This is a genomic window from Paenibacillus sp. J45TS6, assembly GCF_018403285.1.
Classification (GTDB): Bacteria; Bacillota; Bacilli; order Paenibacillales; family Paenibacillaceae; genus Paenibacillus.
Window position 1 is genome coordinate 428,110 of record NZ_BOSJ01000001.1, and the last position, 16,744, is coordinate 444,853.

At 43.7% G+C, this 16,744-nt stretch carries 18 protein-coding genes; all 18 read right to left on the reverse strand.

The genetic code is table 11. The annotated features are described in order from the left end of the window. Positions 1-7 precede the first annotated feature (7 nt). Positions 8-790, reverse strand: a complete 783-nt coding sequence (locus tag KJS58_RS02115; RefSeq protein WP_213529997.1) for a YlmH family RNA-binding protein — start codon at positions 788-790, stop codon at positions 8-10. A gap of 53 nt (positions 791-843) precedes the next feature. Beyond that, on the reverse strand, positions 844-1,119 hold the full coding sequence (locus KJS58_RS02120) for a YggT family protein (RefSeq protein ID WP_213529999.1): 276 nt from the start codon (positions 1,117-1,119) through the stop codon (positions 844-846). A gap of 1 nt (position 1,120) precedes the next feature. Next, positions 1,121-1,591 carry a cell division protein SepF gene (locus KJS58_RS02125; protein WP_213530000.1) on the reverse strand — a complete coding sequence of 157 codons (471 nt, stop codon included), beginning with the start codon at positions 1,589-1,591 and terminating at the stop codon, positions 1,121-1,123. A 4-nt stretch (positions 1,592-1,595) separates the two neighbouring features. Then, positions 1,596-2,285 (reverse strand): YggS family pyridoxal phosphate-dependent enzyme, encoded by a 690-nt coding sequence (locus KJS58_RS02130; RefSeq protein ID WP_213530002.1) that lies wholly within the window; start codon positions 2,283-2,285, stop codon positions 1,596-1,598. Between the two features lie 5 nt (positions 2,286-2,290). Continuing rightward, complete coding sequence (gene pgeF, locus KJS58_RS02135) at positions 2,291-3,196, reverse strand: peptidoglycan editing factor PgeF (RefSeq protein WP_213530004.1); 906 nt, start codon at positions 3,194-3,196, stop codon at positions 2,291-2,293. Between the two features lie 106 nt (positions 3,197-3,302). Next, positions 3,303-3,647: a YlmC/YmxH family sporulation protein gene (locus KJS58_RS02140; RefSeq protein ID WP_213530006.1), complete on the reverse strand. Its 345-nt coding sequence runs from the start codon at positions 3,645-3,647 to the stop codon at positions 3,303-3,305. A gap of 216 nt (positions 3,648-3,863) precedes the next feature. Further along, positions 3,864-4,646, reverse strand: a complete 783-nt coding sequence (gene sigG, locus KJS58_RS02145; RefSeq protein WP_160034231.1) for an RNA polymerase sporulation sigma factor SigG — start codon at positions 4,644-4,646, stop codon at positions 3,864-3,866. 102 nt (positions 4,647-4,748) lie between these two features. Continuing rightward, a complete protein-coding gene (gene sigE, locus KJS58_RS02150) occupies positions 4,749-5,471 on the reverse strand; it encodes an RNA polymerase sporulation sigma factor SigE (protein WP_160034229.1) in 723 nt (240 codons plus the stop codon). A gap of 12 nt (positions 5,472-5,483) precedes the next feature. Further along, positions 5,484-6,452, reverse strand: a complete 969-nt coding sequence (gene spoIIGA, locus KJS58_RS02155) for a sigma-E processing peptidase SpoIIGA (RefSeq protein WP_213530276.1) — start codon at positions 6,450-6,452, stop codon at positions 5,484-5,486. Positions 6,453-6,660: 208 nt separating this feature from the next. After that, positions 6,661-7,791: a cell division protein FtsZ gene (gene ftsZ / locus KJS58_RS02160; RefSeq protein ID WP_213530008.1), complete on the reverse strand. Its 1,131-nt coding sequence runs from the start codon at positions 7,789-7,791 to the stop codon at positions 6,661-6,663. A 152-nt stretch (positions 7,792-7,943) separates the two neighbouring features. Continuing rightward, a complete protein-coding gene (ftsA, locus tag KJS58_RS02165) occupies positions 7,944-9,215 on the reverse strand; it encodes a cell division protein FtsA (protein WP_213530010.1) in 1,272 nt (423 codons plus the stop codon). A 357-nt stretch (positions 9,216-9,572) separates the two neighbouring features. After that, a complete protein-coding gene (locus KJS58_RS02170) occupies positions 9,573-10,337 on the reverse strand; it encodes a cell division protein FtsQ/DivIB (protein WP_213530012.1) in 765 nt (254 codons plus the stop codon). Between the two features lie 131 nt (positions 10,338-10,468). Beyond that, entirely contained in the window at positions 10,469-11,740 is a 1,272-nt protein-coding gene (murA, locus tag KJS58_RS02175; protein WP_213530014.1) for a UDP-N-acetylglucosamine 1-carboxyvinyltransferase, read from the reverse strand. Between the two features lie 30 nt (positions 11,741-11,770). Further along, positions 11,771-11,914 carry a hypothetical protein gene (locus KJS58_RS02180; RefSeq protein ID WP_213530016.1) on the reverse strand — a complete coding sequence of 48 codons (144 nt, stop codon included), beginning with the start codon at positions 11,912-11,914 and terminating at the stop codon, positions 11,771-11,773. Positions 11,915-12,076: 162 nt separating this feature from the next. Continuing rightward, positions 12,077-13,186: an undecaprenyldiphospho-muramoylpentapeptide beta-N-acetylglucosaminyltransferase gene (murG, locus tag KJS58_RS02185; protein ID WP_213530018.1), complete on the reverse strand. Its 1,110-nt coding sequence runs from the start codon at positions 13,184-13,186 to the stop codon at positions 12,077-12,079. An 8-nt stretch (positions 13,187-13,194) separates the two neighbouring features. Further along, on the reverse strand, positions 13,195-14,292 hold the full coding sequence (gene spoVE / locus KJS58_RS02190; RefSeq protein ID WP_213530020.1) for a stage V sporulation protein E: 1,098 nt from the start codon (positions 14,290-14,292) through the stop codon (positions 13,195-13,197). A 49-nt stretch (positions 14,293-14,341) separates the two neighbouring features. Further along, the gene (murD, locus tag KJS58_RS02195) at positions 14,342-15,763 is read right to left on the reverse strand and encodes a UDP-N-acetylmuramoyl-L-alanine--D-glutamate ligase (protein WP_213530022.1); all 1,422 of its coding nucleotides are present in this window, start codon (positions 15,761-15,763) and stop codon (positions 14,342-14,344) included. Between the two features lie 2 nt (positions 15,764-15,765). Next, positions 15,766-16,734 (reverse strand): phospho-N-acetylmuramoyl-pentapeptide-transferase, encoded by a 969-nt coding sequence (gene mraY / locus KJS58_RS02200; protein ID WP_160034213.1) that lies wholly within the window; start codon positions 16,732-16,734, stop codon positions 15,766-15,768. Between the last annotated feature and the right edge of the window lie 10 nt (positions 16,735-16,744).

The window sequence follows — 16,744 nt, forward strand, 5'->3', positions numbered from 1 at the left end:
AACATACTTAGACAAATTTACCGACTTTGACACGATAACGTCCTTTTTTAGTAACCCCATCTATTTCCACAACTTTAAAACGTCCTAACCCTTGAACAGATACTACGTCTCCTGCCCGAAGAGCTTTCGACGGATCTTCTGTTACTCGGAAGTTCACTTTACAGCGACCTGCCTTAATGGGTGTAAGAATTTTGCTGCGGCTAAGCCTGTACACATCACTTGCGATCCCGTCGAGACGCAAAGAAGCTACCGTCAGATCCATCATCTGAAGTGATACATCACTCGTCCGAAGCTGATCGACCGGCAGAATATCTGTAAATACATTCACACGGTGAACCTGATGCAGATGTATCGATAAATAATCTGCAACTTCTTTGGCAACTACCGTATGGCAACCATCATCAAGCACATGAATGTCTCCAATCTTACCTCTTTTCAGGCCAAGACTCAAGAGTGCACCCATATAATCCCCGTGTTCGAGCTGTAGTAATTTTTGGTCTGCTGAAGTAATCGCCAGCACAGCTAGCTCCATGCTCTCCTCTTCTAAATAAGCATAATCCGGTGCTACCAGTGCACGTTTACGTTCAGCCGTTTCTGAACCCCCATCCAGATGTATCTGCACATCGTTTCGGCGATTCATAAGTGATTCCAAAATATAAGCCTGGCGAGGATCGAGAAAGTCCGTCAGTTTCATCTCATGAAACTGTCCCGCACGTTCGACCCACTCCCAGGCTTTGTCTACAAAATCCCGTTCATCGGGGTGAAAATGATCGTAAACTTCTGTTTTCATTTCAAGATCACCCTGCTTTGCATATCATACTTACCTAAAGGCATTCGTATAATCTACGTCAATATACTGCTTAGAATAGCAATGAGTCCCATTGCTGCATAACGCAGAGCAAAAAGCGCAATGATTGGAGAGATATCAATCATACCGAAGATTGGCGGTATAAAACGCCGGAACGGCGCAAGATATGGCTCTACAAATTTGCCTATTATTTCTCCAAATTTACTCTCACGTGCATTAGGCAACCAAGACATTAAGATATAAATAAGAATCAGCCAGTAGTAAATATCTACTATAGCTGTGATTGCTTGAACTACAATCTCCAAAAACAATTCACCTCATTCTGCCGTAATCTGCGTCGCTCTCACTTTCAGCCAAAATCTCCGCGATTGTTCCTTGAATCTCCACCGTATCTGGTGTGCACAAGAAAATATTCCCGCCTATTTTGGAAATGCCCCCACCCAGTGCATATACCGTTCCGCTTAAGAAATCGATAATCCGCAGAGCTTGATCTTTGCGGACACGCTGAAGATTGATCACAACGGTGCGATGAGCACGGATATGATCCGCAATCTCTTGAGCTTCATCATAACTGCGTGGTTCGTAGAGAACAACTTTTACATTTTTTTGGGAATGGATACTCACCACATTATTTCCCTTCTGATTTCTACGTTTATCGAAGTTCGGGGTTTCAACTTCTTGTTCCTGTTCATCATTACGTGTATTATTTACTTGTTCTCGCTCAATAATCTCTTCTTCTTCCTGCAACCCAAAAAAATTCATGAATTTATTCATTACACTCATCTCCTTAGTCCTCCTCTTTTCCTACAAGAACACTTCCCAGCCTTACCCAGGTAGCCCCTTCTTCAACAGCAACTTCATAATCATTCGACATTCCCATCGACAAATGGGTCAGCGGCTGATTCGTTAAAGCTTGTCTGTTCAAATCATCCCTTAGTTCACGAAGTCCGCGAAATACAGGGCGAGTACGTTCTGCATCTTCCTCAAAAGGAGCCATTGTCATTAATCCGGTAATATGAACATGAGGAAATTCACGAATTTGCTTGAGTAAAGGTACGACTTCTTCCGGCTCAAGACCATATTTTGATTCTTCTCCAGATATATTCACCTGAAGCATGCACTCTACTTGCAGATCACTCAGACCTGCCTTTTTCTCAATCTCTTTTGCAAGAGAAAGACGATCAAGTGAATGAATGTATGCGAATTTGCCAATAACATCTTTAACCTTATTGGTCTGCAAATGTCCTATGAAATGCCATATACCTCTATCGTGCAGTGCATTCCATTTGTCTTCAGCGTTCTGCCAGCGATTCTCACCAATATGTATAAGTCCGTGATCCAGCACTTTACTGGTCATCGCAGTCGATACATATTTTGTAACGGCAATTACACCGACCTCTTCTCTATTTCGTCCGCTTCGTTTACATGCGGCCGTTATACACTCATCAACATGCTGAATTCTCTCCTCCAGTTGCAAGGAGGTCACCTCTCTTCCAATCCGATCCAGCTTGCCATACGACCCGTAATCCCGTTTTCCTTACGATAACTGAAGAACAATTCAGGATGGCAGCTTGTACACCATGAAGTAATTTCGATATGTTCCGGCAATATTCCTGCTTTTATCATAATGTGTCGATTCACTTCTTTCAAGTCAAGCATACTTTTTCCATCTGAAATCGGTTTATGGCAAGCTTCATAAGTACAACCTTTATGTTTGTCATTACCCTCTGAAACCTCATACCAAACCTTCACCTTATTCATCACATAGTCGTCTACCTCATAACAGCAGCTGCCTATAGACGGGCCAATTGCGGTTCTAATGTCATGACGATTACACCCATAATCCTCTTCCATTCGTGTAATCATTCGCTCCGCAATCCCGGCAACGGTGCCTTTCCAGCCCGCATGAGCAAGTCCTACAACTTCTTTCACCGGATCGAAGAAATACAAAGGTACACAATCGGCATAAAAGGAAGTTAACAGAATACCTCTTACGTTAGTAAGTAGTCCGTCCGTTTCCTGAAAAGCCGATTCGCGATCTAGAAAACCTCTGCCCTTATCTCGCTCGGTTACAATCGCAACCTCATTCTTGTGCACTTGCTCCCCGCAAGTCCATGATTCTGGCTTCATACCGATTTCTTTAGCGATCCGCGTTCGGTTCTCGATAACATCCTGCGGATCATCCCCCACATGAAAAGCACAATTCAAACTGCTGTAAGGCGCTTTCCCCACTCCGCCCAAACGGCTCGTATAACCAACTTTGAGTCCTATATCTGCCTCATAGCTTTTCCAAGGTTCTATTTCAAACAATCCCGGGCTCCCAGCAGCAGAATGATTCAAGCTGGGAGAATCGAGGGATGCTGTCTTTTTGAATACAAACGGTTCCATGAAAGTAAAATTCACCTCATCTTTTTTTACAGTGTAACAAAAATACAGCTAAATTGCTCATCCACCTTCGCTTAGAAGAAAGACTCTGCCTTTTTCCACTCTTTTTTCAAAACCCGCGCCGCTGCTCCTCCCGGCTTCGTTCCCATCGTTCTGAGCTTGGCTGCTCTCCATCGCCCGGATGCTCCTTGATCTCATCCATCTTAACAAGCACCACATCTGAACCGATTTTGACAATATTACGCCATGGGATGATTAGGTCTGCTCCACCGCCGAATAACCCCATAAAACGGCTGTAACTCGGGACAACAATCGCATCAATTCGCCCATTCCTAAGGTCAAGTTCCAGATCACTAATCTGGCCAAGCCTTTTTCCATCGATAATATTAATCACGTCTTTGGTTTGAAAATCCGAAATTTTCATCGCTCTTACCGTTAAATCTCCTGAACTCATCCCTTATCACATCCCGCTTTATGTGCTTATAATTTACTATATGATTCATTCGCCCAAAATGTACTTATTTTTAAGATCGTTGCAACATGCTTTAAAAACTCTTGTACAAAAAGATAAAACCTTTATTTCTGCCTAAGGCAAAAATAAAGGTTTAGGAATTTAGTTCAGTATGCAATTTAACTAAATACATTGCATTTTCTTTGTACTGCAAAAACCCTACGTCTTCACATGTTTCTGCATTTGCTGGATCGCTGACTTTTCAAGACGAGACACTTGAGCCTGAGAAATACCGATCTCATCTGCTACTTCCATTTGCGTTTTTCCTTCAAAGAAGCGCATAGACAATATCATTTTTTCCCGCTGACCCAGCCTGAGCATCGCTTCTCTAAGAGCAATTTCTTCAATCCAGGTCACATCCTTATTCCTGTCGTCACTGATCTGATCCATTACATAGATCGGATCACCACCGTCATGGTAGATCGGTTCGAACAAGGATACCGGATCTTGAATCGCATCTAGCGCAAACACGACATCTTCTTTGGGCACACCCAGCACCTCAGATATCTCGGAAACAGTAGGTTCCCTCGAATTGAGATTGGTTAGTGCATCCCTGACTTGCAGTGCTTTGTATGCGATGTCTCTCAGAGATCTTGATACACGAATCGGATTGTTATCACGAAGGTATCTGCGAATCTCACCGATAATCATCGGTACCGCATACGTGGAGAATTTTACATTTTGAGACAAATCAAAGTTGTCGATGGCTTTCATCAAGCCAATACAACCGACCTGAAACAAATCGTCAACGAATTCTCCCCGGTTATTGAAACGTTGAATGACACTGAGTACTAATCGCAGATTGCCATTCACCAATTTCTCTCTAGCTGAGCGCTCATTATTTTGCTGTAGATTTGTAAATAACTCACGCATCTCTACGTTGGTTAGGACCGGCAGTTTCGCGGTATCCACGCCACAAATCTCGACTTTATTACGAGTCATCGTGATTTACCTCCCAAGGAGAAACATTAATGTACATTATCTCCCTGAGCGGTGTTTTTATTCCAAAAATAAAACCTTACCAGTTATAACCAAGACTTGATTTTACACCATTTTATTGAATTCCTTACGCAGCCGCTTAATGATTCTTTTTTCGAGCCGAGAAATATAAGACTGGGAAATGCCCAGCATGTCCGCAACATCTTTTTGTGTTTTTTCTTCCCCGTCTTGAAGTCCGAACCTTAGTTCCATGATCATGCGCTCTCGATCTGTCAGCTTGTCTAATGCTTTGTGCAACAGTTTTCGATCTACCTGCTCTTCAATATTTCGGTAAATCGTATCATTCTCGGTACCCAGTACATCGGAAAGCAGCAGCTCATTTCCATCCCAGTCGATATTCAGCGGCTCATCAAAAGACACTTCTGACCGGATCTTACTGTTACGCCGCAAGTACATCAATATTTCATTCTCAATACACCGGGAAGCATAGGTCGCCAGCTTAATTTTTTTCTCTGGGTCAAATGTGTTCACTGCCTTGATTAGTCCAATTGCCCCAATAGAGATTAAATCTTCAATGTTAATGCCGGTATTCTCAAATTTGCGAGCAATGTATACGACAAGCCGGATGTTTCTTTCAATCAGCATCGCCCGGATCGCAGGGTCGCCTGTCTGCAATTTTTGCAGTAAAAATTCTTCCTCTTCCCTTGTCAGCGGCGGGGGCAGTGCTTCACTTCCACCAATATAATAAATCTCTTCGCTTTTTAGCCCAAACAAAAATAAAAATCTGTAATATTGCAGCTGTACGGCAAGTTTCCATTTGACGAGCATGTACACTTCCTCCTATACCACGTTCAGCGGCTTTTCTGTTTGACCGGCCGTTGTTTTGACTACAGCAGGTTCTTGCACATATTCCGGGTGAATGATGGCCTGATACTTCCCTTCCGAGGATAACTTCCCTCCATCGAGTCCAATCAAGGTACGTCTTGGTGTATAGCAAGTCCCGTTCATCATTACTTTTACCGAGTCTGGTTTAAGTGCAAGCATAAACGATGTTCCTTTATTAATTCCCCGGTAAGGTATAAGCCTGAGACGATCCTGCCAGATGAACTCCTCTTCGAGCTCCATAATTAACGTGTCTGCCGAAACTTCTGAGATTCTTCCTTTCCAAGAAGGGGGTAGATGGGATTCCCACAACGAAGCTTCCATCACGGTAACCGGTGTCCGTGTGAGTGGATCCGTAAGCTGATTCCCTGTATCCACAAGCCCCGTACAAGTTACTTCCACTCCTCCTATCTCAACAATAATGTCTCCGAAAAAAACAGACATCTGTTCCGTCTTTCTTTTGCTTGACTGCACTCCTTTAAAAACAAGCAGAACCGCAAAAAAAGTAATAAATACAAACCAAAAGCCAACCTGGAGTTCAAAAGAGACTCCGCCTGTCGTCGTAAATAAAATACCATTAAATAAATCAGCTGAACTCTGCAGCATATAATGAACGCCAAGCACGCCGCCCGCTGCCACAAAATTAACTACATAAAACGTCCCTATTGTTTTTGTAAATGCTTGTAAACTATGAAATCCAAATGCGGTCCAGATCATAAACAGGGATAATGTGAATTTAATTAAGAACGTGTACAAAAAAGTAAGTTCCGGAACAAACATCATTACTACATACAAAGCCCCGATGATCGAAGAAATGATCATTCTCCACCATTTTGGCTTTTTCTTCTGCATCCAAGCGGTAAGGAACAGCAGCACCCAGTCAATAAGCAGGTTCGTTAGAAAAATCAAGTCGATATATACAACCAGGTCCTCTCACCTGCCTTACATAAATCATGAATACATTCAGTATAAGGAGAAGATATCTCAAAGTCTGTCTAAACGTGGGAAGTGATTTGTACTATTTTTGTCGTAAAAAGAAAATAAAAAAGACTGTAGACAAACTAGGTTTAGGCTAGTTTGTCTACAGTCTGCCAGCAGTCCAATGGACTGCAGTTCGTTATGCATAAAAAGACGATTATTCGTTATGATTGCTGCCATTATTTCTTGAGCGATTACGTAAGAAAGTCGGAATATCAAGTTGATCCGAACCCGGCCCATTACTGAACGGTTTCAGGTTGTTGTTTGATGGACGGCTCTCTTGCGGTTCAGTAGATTGAACCGGTTTGCGAGTAGACTGCGGGATAGGATCTGGCTTACTCTCGAATCCTGTCGCGATAACCGTAACTTTGATTTCCTCTTTCAGGTTCTCGTCAATGATCGCACCAAAGATCATATTCACTTCCAGATCGGAAGCAGAAGTAACAATCTCGGCTGCTTCATTTACCTCATACAAGGACAGGTTAGAACCACCTGTAATGTTCATGATAACACCGCGAGCTCCTTCAATCGAAGTCTCCAGAAGCGGACTCATAATTGCTTTGCGTGCAGCTTCTGCAGCCCGATTCTCTCCCGTAGCCATACCGATACCCATAAGTGCAGAACCGCGTTCTGTCATAATGGTTTTTACATCGGCAAAGTCAAGGTTGATAAGACCCGGAACTTGGATCAAGTCAGAGATACCTTGTACTGCTTGGCGAAGAACATTATCTGCTTCGCGGAAAGCTTCAAGCATTGGAGTCTTTTTGTCTACAATCTCAAGCAAACGATCATTTGGAATCACAATCAGTGTATCTACTTTTTCTTTGAGAGCTTCAATACCGTGCTCTGCTTGATTGTAACGTTTACGTCCTTCGAATGTAAATGGACGTGTAACCACACCAACTGTTAACGCTCCGCACTCTTTAGCGATCTCAGCGATAACAGGAGCAGCACCTGTTCCTGTACCTCCGCCCATACCAGCAGTAACGAACACCATGTCCGCACCTTTTAAGGTATTCGCAATCAGATCACGAGACTCTTCTGCAGCCTTTTTACCTACTTCTGGATTAGCACCAGCGCCAAGTCCTCTTGTGAGCTTATCACCGATTTGAAGTTTATGTTCTGAGCGGGCTAAATGAAGTGCTTGAGCATCCGTATTCACCGTAATGAATTCGACTCCTTGCACACCATTCTCAATCATTCGATTAACAGCATTACTTCCGCCGCCACCGACACCTATTACTTTTATCTGAGCCAAGCTCTCCATATCGAAATCAAATTCCAACATACTTTTCCATCTCCCCCTCATGTGTGCATGGATGGCTCGTCCACGTTCCGAAAATGAATCCAGACCATTTCATATATCGACGAACAATACCATTTCGTAAAGATCACTCGAAAACGAATCGTTCAAGGATCTATGAAATGGATTCAGACATGCTATATCAATTCACTGAACATATTTTTTAAGCGTTCGAAAAACCCCGGTTTTTGTTCTTCTTCCGGAGCCGGATTCGGCTTAACTCGATTGGTTGGTTTTTTGTTATTGCTTCCGCCACCAGGATTATTATTCGCTGGTCTTACTTTGATACCACGAATGACGTTATGCAAAATCCCCACACCGCTCGTATAGCCTGGATCCCTTACACCGATATAATCCGGCACTGCGATTCTAACTGAAGCAGCAAGTTCATGTCTAGCAACCTGTAACACACCTGGCATCGCTACAGTACCGCCTGTTAGTATATAACCTCCAGGTAGCTCTGTATAACCCAGTCGCTTCACTTCTTGATGAATTAATTGGAAGATTTCTTGCACACGAGGTTCTATGATCGCTGCCAAATCTTCCTGAGTAAATTCTTTATCCACGTTACTGCCAATACGTGTTACTTTGAATACTACATCACTAGCTGCATCATCAAGCCAAGCACAGCCATACTTAAGCTTGACCTTCTCAGCTTGCTCTGTCAAGGTTCGCAGTCCGTAAGCAATATCGTTAGTAACAAACTCACCACCGATTGGTAGTGTCGAAGTTGCCACCATGGAGCCTTCCTCAAACACGGCAATCGTGGTCATTCCTGCACCGATATCAACCAGTACAGAACCCATTCCTTTTTCATCTTTGGATAAGGACAATAGCCCCGCTCCAAGAGACATGAGCACCAGATCTTTCACTTTCAGTCCTGATTTCTCAACGCAGCGCAACAAGTTATGTATGGCAGTCTTCGCCCCTGTAATGATCGTCGCTTCAACTTCAAGACGAACACCGATCATACCGCGAGGATCCTGAATTCCTTCAAGACCATCAACTACATACTGCCTTGCCACAACATCTATGATCTCACGTTCCGGCGGGATCGCGATGACTTCTGCTGCTTTCAACACCCGTTCCATGTCTTCTTCACCGATCTCGCGGTCCTCATTTGATACTGCCACAACACCGTGGCTTGTCATAAGCCCGATATGATTTCCAGAGATCCCGACATAAACTTCGGATATTTGAATACCAACCATACGTTCCGCGTGATCTACTGCGTTGCGGATCGATTGTACAGTCTGGTCAATGTCTACAATTGCACCTTTACGAATTCCTTCTGAGTCGGCAGATCCAACTCCAATAATATTAAAGGTTCCATTATTAATTTCCCCAATAATAGCCCGAACTTTGGATGTACCGATGTCCAAACTAACAATGATGTCATTGTTGCTCAAGTCTGTGGCACCTCCTGACTCCGATTAATATACGTTCTTTTAAACAAACACTCTCTACATATTCAACACGTTTAAGGCTTTCCCTCTTTTTTCAACAAATTTTTTGGGTGCCTTCATATGGAGATAAGAAGCACATATCAACTGCCTTTACTCAATTGATATAAGGTATGTCTCCTAATTGTCTCTAAGTTTGTTCACGAGTTTAACCGTCACAAACGATTCTAGTCAAATTTCAAAGAAAAAAGAAGGAAATGATAGCAAGATGCATATAGTGTAAAGTGTAACATTTTTTCATACGATCAGAAAGTGCTATCTTCACACGTCCATTGTTTTCCATTATAATTGCATAAATTTAGATCATTCAGCTGTCTCTAATTCCTCATCTTCCTCTGTGTCTGGAATAAAAGGTTCATAGGAATCTGCTTCAAGCATGGTGATGATCCCTGGTTTCTCCGTTTCAATCACTTGATTCAAATAGCTTACCTTATCTTCTAACAAGGAAACCGTAGTAATCACTTCAAACTGTGATTTCGTGTAAAGTTTAATTCGATCAGGAAACGACGGGGTAGGCGATGGCATAATTTCAGAAATATCTGTGGTGAGTTCATTCGGTATGTTCTTAAGGATCTCAGACAACTCTGTTTTTAACGGATTGCCATCCTCCCAATGTGTCAAGATCGGTTTTTCTACGGCCATTCCGCTATCAGGAAGCGTAACACTCACTCCACTGGATAAAATAGCATGAAGCTGTCCGTCTGCAGCCAGTTCGTAAGCTACTGGATCATATTCTTTAATGTGAATTACGATTGTACCTGGGAACTGCTTGTCCACTGTTGCCTCAGATACAGAAGCAATTTCTTCCAACTTCTTCTCTATATCATTGCCATTATCACTAAAAAACGGATTACCCACTTTAAGACCGCTCTTTGCTAGAATCTCATCTTTAGTAGTAAACACATTTCCATCAATCTGAACCTGAGAAATTTTGCTAACTGGCGATCTGAAAAATATAACAGCAAGTATAGCAATGAATAAAAGGATTAGGATCGTGATTAATTTACGGCTTGTTTTACGTTTTGGCATGCTCTCTTTTTTGAGAGCGGGCAATTGATTTTTTGGCATAAATCTCCGCTCCATAAAAGCCTCATTGTCCCCTCAAAAAGAGGGGACTTTCAAGGCAAGTTTGTGCTTAAAATGATACTGATTGGAATATATATAAGCATCGTTATTCTCACTGACCAAGGGGATAACAATTACGGTGCAACAAAGCTCACCGGCTGACGTTCCACAGAAGCCCCAAGTGATTGAAACAACTGCTCAATTCGATCATAACCCCGATCAATATGATGCACTTGTTCAACGACGGTTCTCCCTTGAGCGGCAAGTCCTGCAATAACAAGCGCAGCACCGGCGCGTAAATCGGTTGCTTCTACTGTGGCCCCATAAAGCCGTGGGACACCACGTATAAAAGCTGCGTTCATATCGACAGAAATATCAGCACCCATTACATTCAGTTCATCAACATGCTTAAATCTTGCTTCAAAGACCGTCTCCTTCATCACACTAAATCCATCTGCCAAACTGAGTAACACCATAACCTGTGATTGAAGATCTGTAGGAAACGAAGGGTATGGTGAAGTAACAATACGATCAACCGCTTTAGGTCGCCCCAAACAGCTTACGTTTATTATATCATTGCATACACTCGTTTGAACACCGGCGCGCTTCAGCACGTGGATAAGAGAATTTAAATGTGCAGGATTGCAGTGAGTAAGAGTGACATTTCCCCTTGTTGCAGCAGCTGCAATCAGCACTGTACCTGCCACAATCCGGTCCGGTATAATCTCATAGGTACAAGAGGTTAAATGATTGACTCCGTGAATCGTAATGGTACTCGTGCCCGCCCCGATAATGTTCGCTCCCATTGCATTCAGGAAATTTTGAAGATCCTGAATCTCGGGTTCTCTTGCTGCATTCGTGATCGTTGTCGTCCCTCTGGCTGTCGCGGCAGCCATCATAATATTTTCCGTGGCCCCGACACTTGGAAAATCAAGTTGTACATCTGCACCGATTAGTTTTTTAGCACGGCAGGTAATTTGAGAATCTTTCTCCTCAATAACCGCACCCAGCGCCTCGAGTCCCCTCAAATGCAGATCTATCTTTCTTTCTCCGATCGCACATCCCCCAGGCTGATAGATGGACACCTCTCCAAATCTTGCAAGCAAAGGACCCATTAAAAAAATGGAGGAGCGCATCTTGCTCATTAAGTCTTCCGGTACTCTAGCAGAACTGACTAAGGATGTGTCGATGGTTACTTTTCCTAAGTCATGTTTTGCACCACATCCGAGCCGTTCTAAAATGTGTAACATCACCTCAATGTCGAGCAAATGAGGTACATTATGGAGCTGCGTGTTTCCTTCTGCAAGTAAACTTGCTGCCATGATAGGCAAAGCAGCATTTTTAGCTCCATGGATACGTATGGATCCTGATAGGGGTTTCCCGCCTTCAATCACCAATTTGTCCAAGTGTATCACCTCCGAGTTTACCCGTTCACCCTAGTTCTTGATCGCTTCGACCCGGTTTATACCGTCCATTTCATTGCCTGATCGAGAAGCGTCCACAAGGTAGAACGTCCTCTGCTGTTTCTCTCCAGGAAGCGCATCAGCGTAATCTAGGCGCTGCTTTGCAATTCCCCTCAAGTCAGTTCAGCGGATAATAGTATTGTTTATGACACACCCGGACATTTACTTCGTCCAAAAGGTGAATGTCACAATTGATAAGGTATCTTATGTAAGGAGTACCTTGTGTGTGACAATCGCCTAGGGACAGTTTTACGTTGCATGGAGACTTTTATATTCCATTTATTTTTTTGTCGCAATACGTTTCATTTCAGCTACTAATAAGGAGGCAGAATCCGGTTTTCCCAGACGCTTTGAAGCTTCCGTCATGGAGCGCTGAATCTTCTCATCTTTCATAATATCTTCAATATTCTGGAATAAAGCAATACCCGTAAGGTCCTTCTCAAGCAGCATCCGAGCTGCTCCCGCTTTTTCCAGCGTTCTTGCATTCGCTTCTTGATGGTTATTGGTTACATTCGGTGAAGGAATGAGAATAGCAGGAATTCCAAGCGAGGTAATCTCCGCAAGAAAAGAAGCGCCGGCCCGGTTAACGATTAACGAGGTAGCTGCCAGCACCTCAGGCATGTTGTGCACGTACGGTAGAACATGCAGATAACTTGGAATATGTCCTAAACGTTCCTTTATTGCCTGAAGTGTTGATTCATAATAGCCATCCCCTGTTACGTATACCACATGGACCTCGCCTAGGTTCTTCAGCTGATCCGCCATTTGGATCATTGCATCATTGATCGCTTTAGCTCCTCTGCTGCCGCCTACAATCAATACTACTTTACTCCCCTTCGGAATACCAAGCGAAGCAAATCCACGCTCCGGGTTCGCATGTTGTACCGTAGTAGCTCGCGGATTGCCGGTATATATGGTGTTCTTAGCGGAAGAGAAGGCTTTCTCAGCCCCTTCAAAGCTAACAGCCACCGTATCGACGTACCGACTCAAAAACTTGTTGGTGAGTCCAGGAATCGCATTTTGTTCATGTATAATGCTTGGGATACCTAGTTTTGCTGCAGCATACACAACAGGACCACATACATAACCGCCAGTACCCACAACTACATCGGGTTTAAATTCCTTCAGCATTTTTCTGGATTCCTTTACTGCTTCCAGAAAACGAAGGATCGTTTTCACATTATCAAAAGATAACTTTCTTTTGAAACCAGATATTTCAATCGATTTAAAAGGGATGTTCTCTTGTGGAACAAGTTTGCTTTCCAGCCCCTTTTTACCTCCGATATATAAAAATTCCGCCGTTTTATCTTCTGATTCTAATTGTCTTGCGACAGCAACAGCCGGATAAATATGTCCGCCTGTTCCGCCGCCGGTTAGTACAACGCGCATGAATATCGTCACCTCGCATAACGTGATAAATTAAGTAAAATTCCTAGTGCTGTAAGCATCAGCGTCAGAGATGAACCTCCATAACTGATTAACGGGAGCGTAATCCCCGTAACAGGCATCAGCCCAATAACAACTCCAATATTAATGATTACCTGAACAGCAACCATTCCCACAATACCTACCCCAAGCAGACTTCCAAAAGCATCCGGAATCGTCATCGCAACTCGCATCCCTCTCCATACCAGCATCAAAAAGAGCATAAGTACGATGAGACCGCCTATAAACCCGAGTTCTTCCGCTAGAATAGAAAAAATAAAGTCCGTTTGCGGTTCCGGAACATAACTATATTTCTGTCGGCTCATTCCAAGACCCAGCCCTCCAAGTCCCCCCGGACCGATCGCGTATAGGGATTGGAGAATTTGATAACCGGAGCCCAGCGGATCTGACCAAGGATCAAGAAAAGCGGTGATCCGCTTTAGACGATAAGGAGCTGCTGCGATAAGGCCCGCAAAACCCACTAAACCACCCAAACCAAGCAACAGCAAATGTTTCATTCTTGCCCCCGCCGTAAAAATAATCAGCATAGAAGCTCCCATCATTACCGTGCCGGTCCCAAGGTCTGGCTGAAGCATAATAAGACCAAATGCGGTTCCCATTAAAGCAAGCGGCGGCAATAATCCCGATGTAAAATTTTTAATTGCAGCCGGGTCTTTACTGAGCCATTTGGCCAGAAATAAGATCATCCCGAGCTTCATAAACTCGGAGGGCTGAATACCGAACGAACTGATTCCGAGCCAACTTCTCGCTCCGCCGCGAACAACGCCGACTCCAGGAATCAATACGATAATAAGCAAGATAAAACAAAAAATAAGGATATACTTTGCATAATTGCGCCAAATCCGATAATCCACATTTGCAGTGAAAAACATGGCAGCTAGCCCCAGCCCCGCAAATAACAACTGCCTCTTTACAAAATAGAAAGAGTCGCCGTATTGACGGAAAGCGAGGACGGAACCCGCACTGTATACCATTACAAGACCGATGGCAAGTAAAGATACAATGCAGATGATCAGCCAAAAATCGGGCGCCGGACGGGTCTGTTTCATTGGAGGCCACCTCTTACATATGTAGTAGGGGCTTATCCAACCCCCCTACTTACAGGTTATGCACCGCCTCTTTAAAAATGCGTCCACGCTCTTCAAAGGAAGAATACATATCCCAACTTGCGCATGCAGGGGATAATAGAACCACATCTCCAGGTACAGCTAACGAAGCAGCTATCGAAACAGCCTTTCTTAGTGTATCAGCGGCATCTACCTCATTATCGACAACCTCTATTTCCTTTAATCCGGCAAGTTTCGCAACTTCCGCCAGTTTATCTTTCGTTTGACCCAGCAAAACGACAGCTTTTACTCTTTCACTAAAAACAGAAAGTAAATCCATATAATCCGACCCTCGGTCAAGTCCCCCTGCAATAAGAACAATCGGTTTCTTAAACGAGGTAAGTGCCATCGTTGTCGCTTTGGCATTGGTTGCCTTGGAATTGTTATAGTATGCCGTTTCATTACGGGTAAGAACGTACTCGAGACGATGTTCTACCCCTCTAAAAGCAGATAGCCGTCCATGAAGCACATCAGGTGAAGCTCCAGCAGCAATAGCTATGGCACAAGATGCAAGTGCATTATCTACATTGAATCGTCCTGGAATTGCGATCTGATCCACAGTTATAATCGGATGAACCTTGCCTTCCTTATCCCGATAGACAACGGTTCTATTGATATCATCCTCTACATTTACTACGTAAGGAGGATCAGCATAAACACCGGTTTGGAGAGTCTCCGTCATCGAAAAAGGAATTAATTCTGCTTTGATATAAGGAATAAGCTGTCTGCATACCGGGTCATCCCAGTTTAGAACAGCCTTGTCTTCTTCCGTCTGATTCCGAAAGAGTTTTGCTTTTGAAGCTACGTAATCTTCCATTCCTCCGTGGTAATCGAGGTGAGTCTCAGATACATTGAGAAGGCAGCTTATAGCCGGTTTGAAGTCTGTCGTCCCTTTTAGCTGAAAACTACTCAGTTCAACAACCATAATATCCTTTTCTGTAGCTGCGGTAGCCGCCTCTGAAAGAGGTGTTCCAATGTTACCGGCAACAATCGGCGATAAGCCGGCAGCATCCAGCATCATGCCCACCCAAGTGGTCGTTGTTGTCTTTCCATTTGAGCCGGTAATACCGATGATCGGTGCCTTGCACAAGTGATAAGCTACTTCTACCTCAGTGACTACTTCAATGCCAAGTTCAAGTGCCTGCTGAATCGGTGCCACTTTGTAAGGAATGCCCGGATTCTTCACAAGCAGAGCAACCTCTTCGTGAATAAGGTCATCTGGGTGACCTCCGCATAGAACAGAAATTCCCAAAGCCTCCAATTCGGATGCTTCGGGACACTGTTCTCTTTCTTTTTGGTCATTTACTGTCACAAGAGCTCCAGCTTGATGGAGCACTTTAGCAACTTGAACGCCGCTCTTGGCAAGGCCAAGGACCACGACGTTCTTTCCTTTGTAATTCTCCGGATGATTCATAATTACAACCCCTTGTAGATGAAGAGTCCGAGTCCTGCAAGCAGCAGTCCTACGGCCCAAAACGTAATAACAACACGCCATTCAGACCACCCAGACAATTCGAAATGATGGTGGATCGGGCTCATTTTAAACACCCGTTTCCCTCTTGTTTTAAAAGAAATGACCTGGATTACAACGGACAACATTTCCACAACGAAAACACCGCCGATAACGAGAAACAGTAGTTCCGTCTTCGTGACAATGGCAATAGCTCCAATTGCACCGCCAATGGCCAGTGAACCTGTATCTCCCATAAATACTTTGGCAGGATGCGCATTGTATACTAGAAAACCAAGTACGGCACCGATCATTGCAGCAGCACATACCGCAGCAGGAAGTGAAGTTGCTTGCATTGCCACAATCGCAAATGCACCAAAGGCGATGGCACTTACTCCAGAGAGCAGTCCGTCAAGTCCATCTGTAAAGTTGACTGCATTACTAATAGCAAGCATCATGATGACGATAAACGGATAGTAGAACCAGCCGCCAAAATCAAATCCAAAGTCCGTTCCTGGCACGGAAATTTCCGTACTATGTCCGTTTTGAATGAGCAAGAAAGACATAATTGCTGCAAAAACCAATTGACCAATGAGTTTTTGCCTTGCTGTCAGACCAAGCGATCTTCTAGCGACAATTTTAATATAATCATCGAGAAATCCAATGAGACCAAACCCTAAAGTAGCCACGAGCAGAACATAAAAATCGGTGTTTTTAACAGGAGCAAACTTTAGGAATGCAAGTGTAAAAGCCAAGACGATGACGACTCCGCCCATCGTAGGCGTCCCTGATTTTTTAAGATGGCTCTTCGGACCATCCTCCCTGACCTGCTGTCCAAACTTCATTCTTCTTAAAAGCGGAATAAGCAAAGGGGCTGCAATAACTGCAAGAATAAAAGAAACCCCGATTGTTAAGAGCATTAATTGAAAATCCATGAAAACACCT

What these genes read in the sequence shown, in the direction of transcription:
- KJS58_RS02115 (WP_213529997.1), bottom strand. Translation starts at nt 790, where the DNA reads ATGAAAACAGAAGTTTACGATCATTTTCACCCCGATGAACGGGATTTT.
- KJS58_RS02125 (WP_213530000.1), bottom strand. Translation starts at nt 1,591, where the DNA reads ATGAGTGTAATGAATAAATTCATGAATTTTTTTGGGTTGCAGGAAGAA.
- pgeF (WP_213530004.1), bottom strand. Translation starts at nt 3,196, where the DNA reads ATGGAACCGTTTGTATTCAAAAAGACAGCATCCCTCGATTCTCCCAGC.
- KJS58_RS02140 (WP_213530006.1), bottom strand. Translation starts at nt 3,647, where the DNA reads ATGAGTTCAGGAGATTTAACGGTAAGAGCGATGAAAATTTCGGATTTT.
- sigG (WP_160034231.1), bottom strand. Translation starts at nt 4,646, where the DNA reads ATGACTCGTAATAAAGTCGAGATTTGTGGCGTGGATACCGCGAAACTG.
- sigE (WP_160034229.1), bottom strand. Translation starts at nt 5,471, where the DNA reads ATGCTCGTCAAATGGAAACTTGCCGTACAGCTGCAATATTACAGATTT.
- ftsZ (WP_213530008.1), bottom strand. Translation starts at nt 7,791, where the DNA reads ATGTTGGAATTTGATTTCGATATGGAGAGCTTGGCTCAGATAAAAGTA.
- KJS58_RS02170 (WP_213530012.1), bottom strand. Translation starts at nt 10,337, where the DNA reads ATGCCAAAAAATCAATTGCCCGCTCTCAAAAAAGAGAGCATGCCAAAA.
- murG (WP_213530018.1), bottom strand. Translation starts at nt 13,186, where the DNA reads ATGCGCGTTGTACTAACCGGCGGCGGAACAGGCGGACATATTTATCCG.
- spoVE (WP_213530020.1), bottom strand. Translation starts at nt 14,292, where the DNA reads ATGAAACAGACCCGTCCGGCGCCCGATTTTTGGCTGATCATCTGCATT.
- murD (WP_213530022.1), bottom strand. Translation starts at nt 15,763, where the DNA reads ATGAATCATCCGGAGAATTACAAAGGAAAGAACGTCGTGGTCCTTGGC.
- mraY (WP_160034213.1), bottom strand. Translation starts at nt 16,734, where the DNA reads ATGGATTTTCAATTAATGCTCTTAACAATCGGGGTTTCTTTTATTCTT.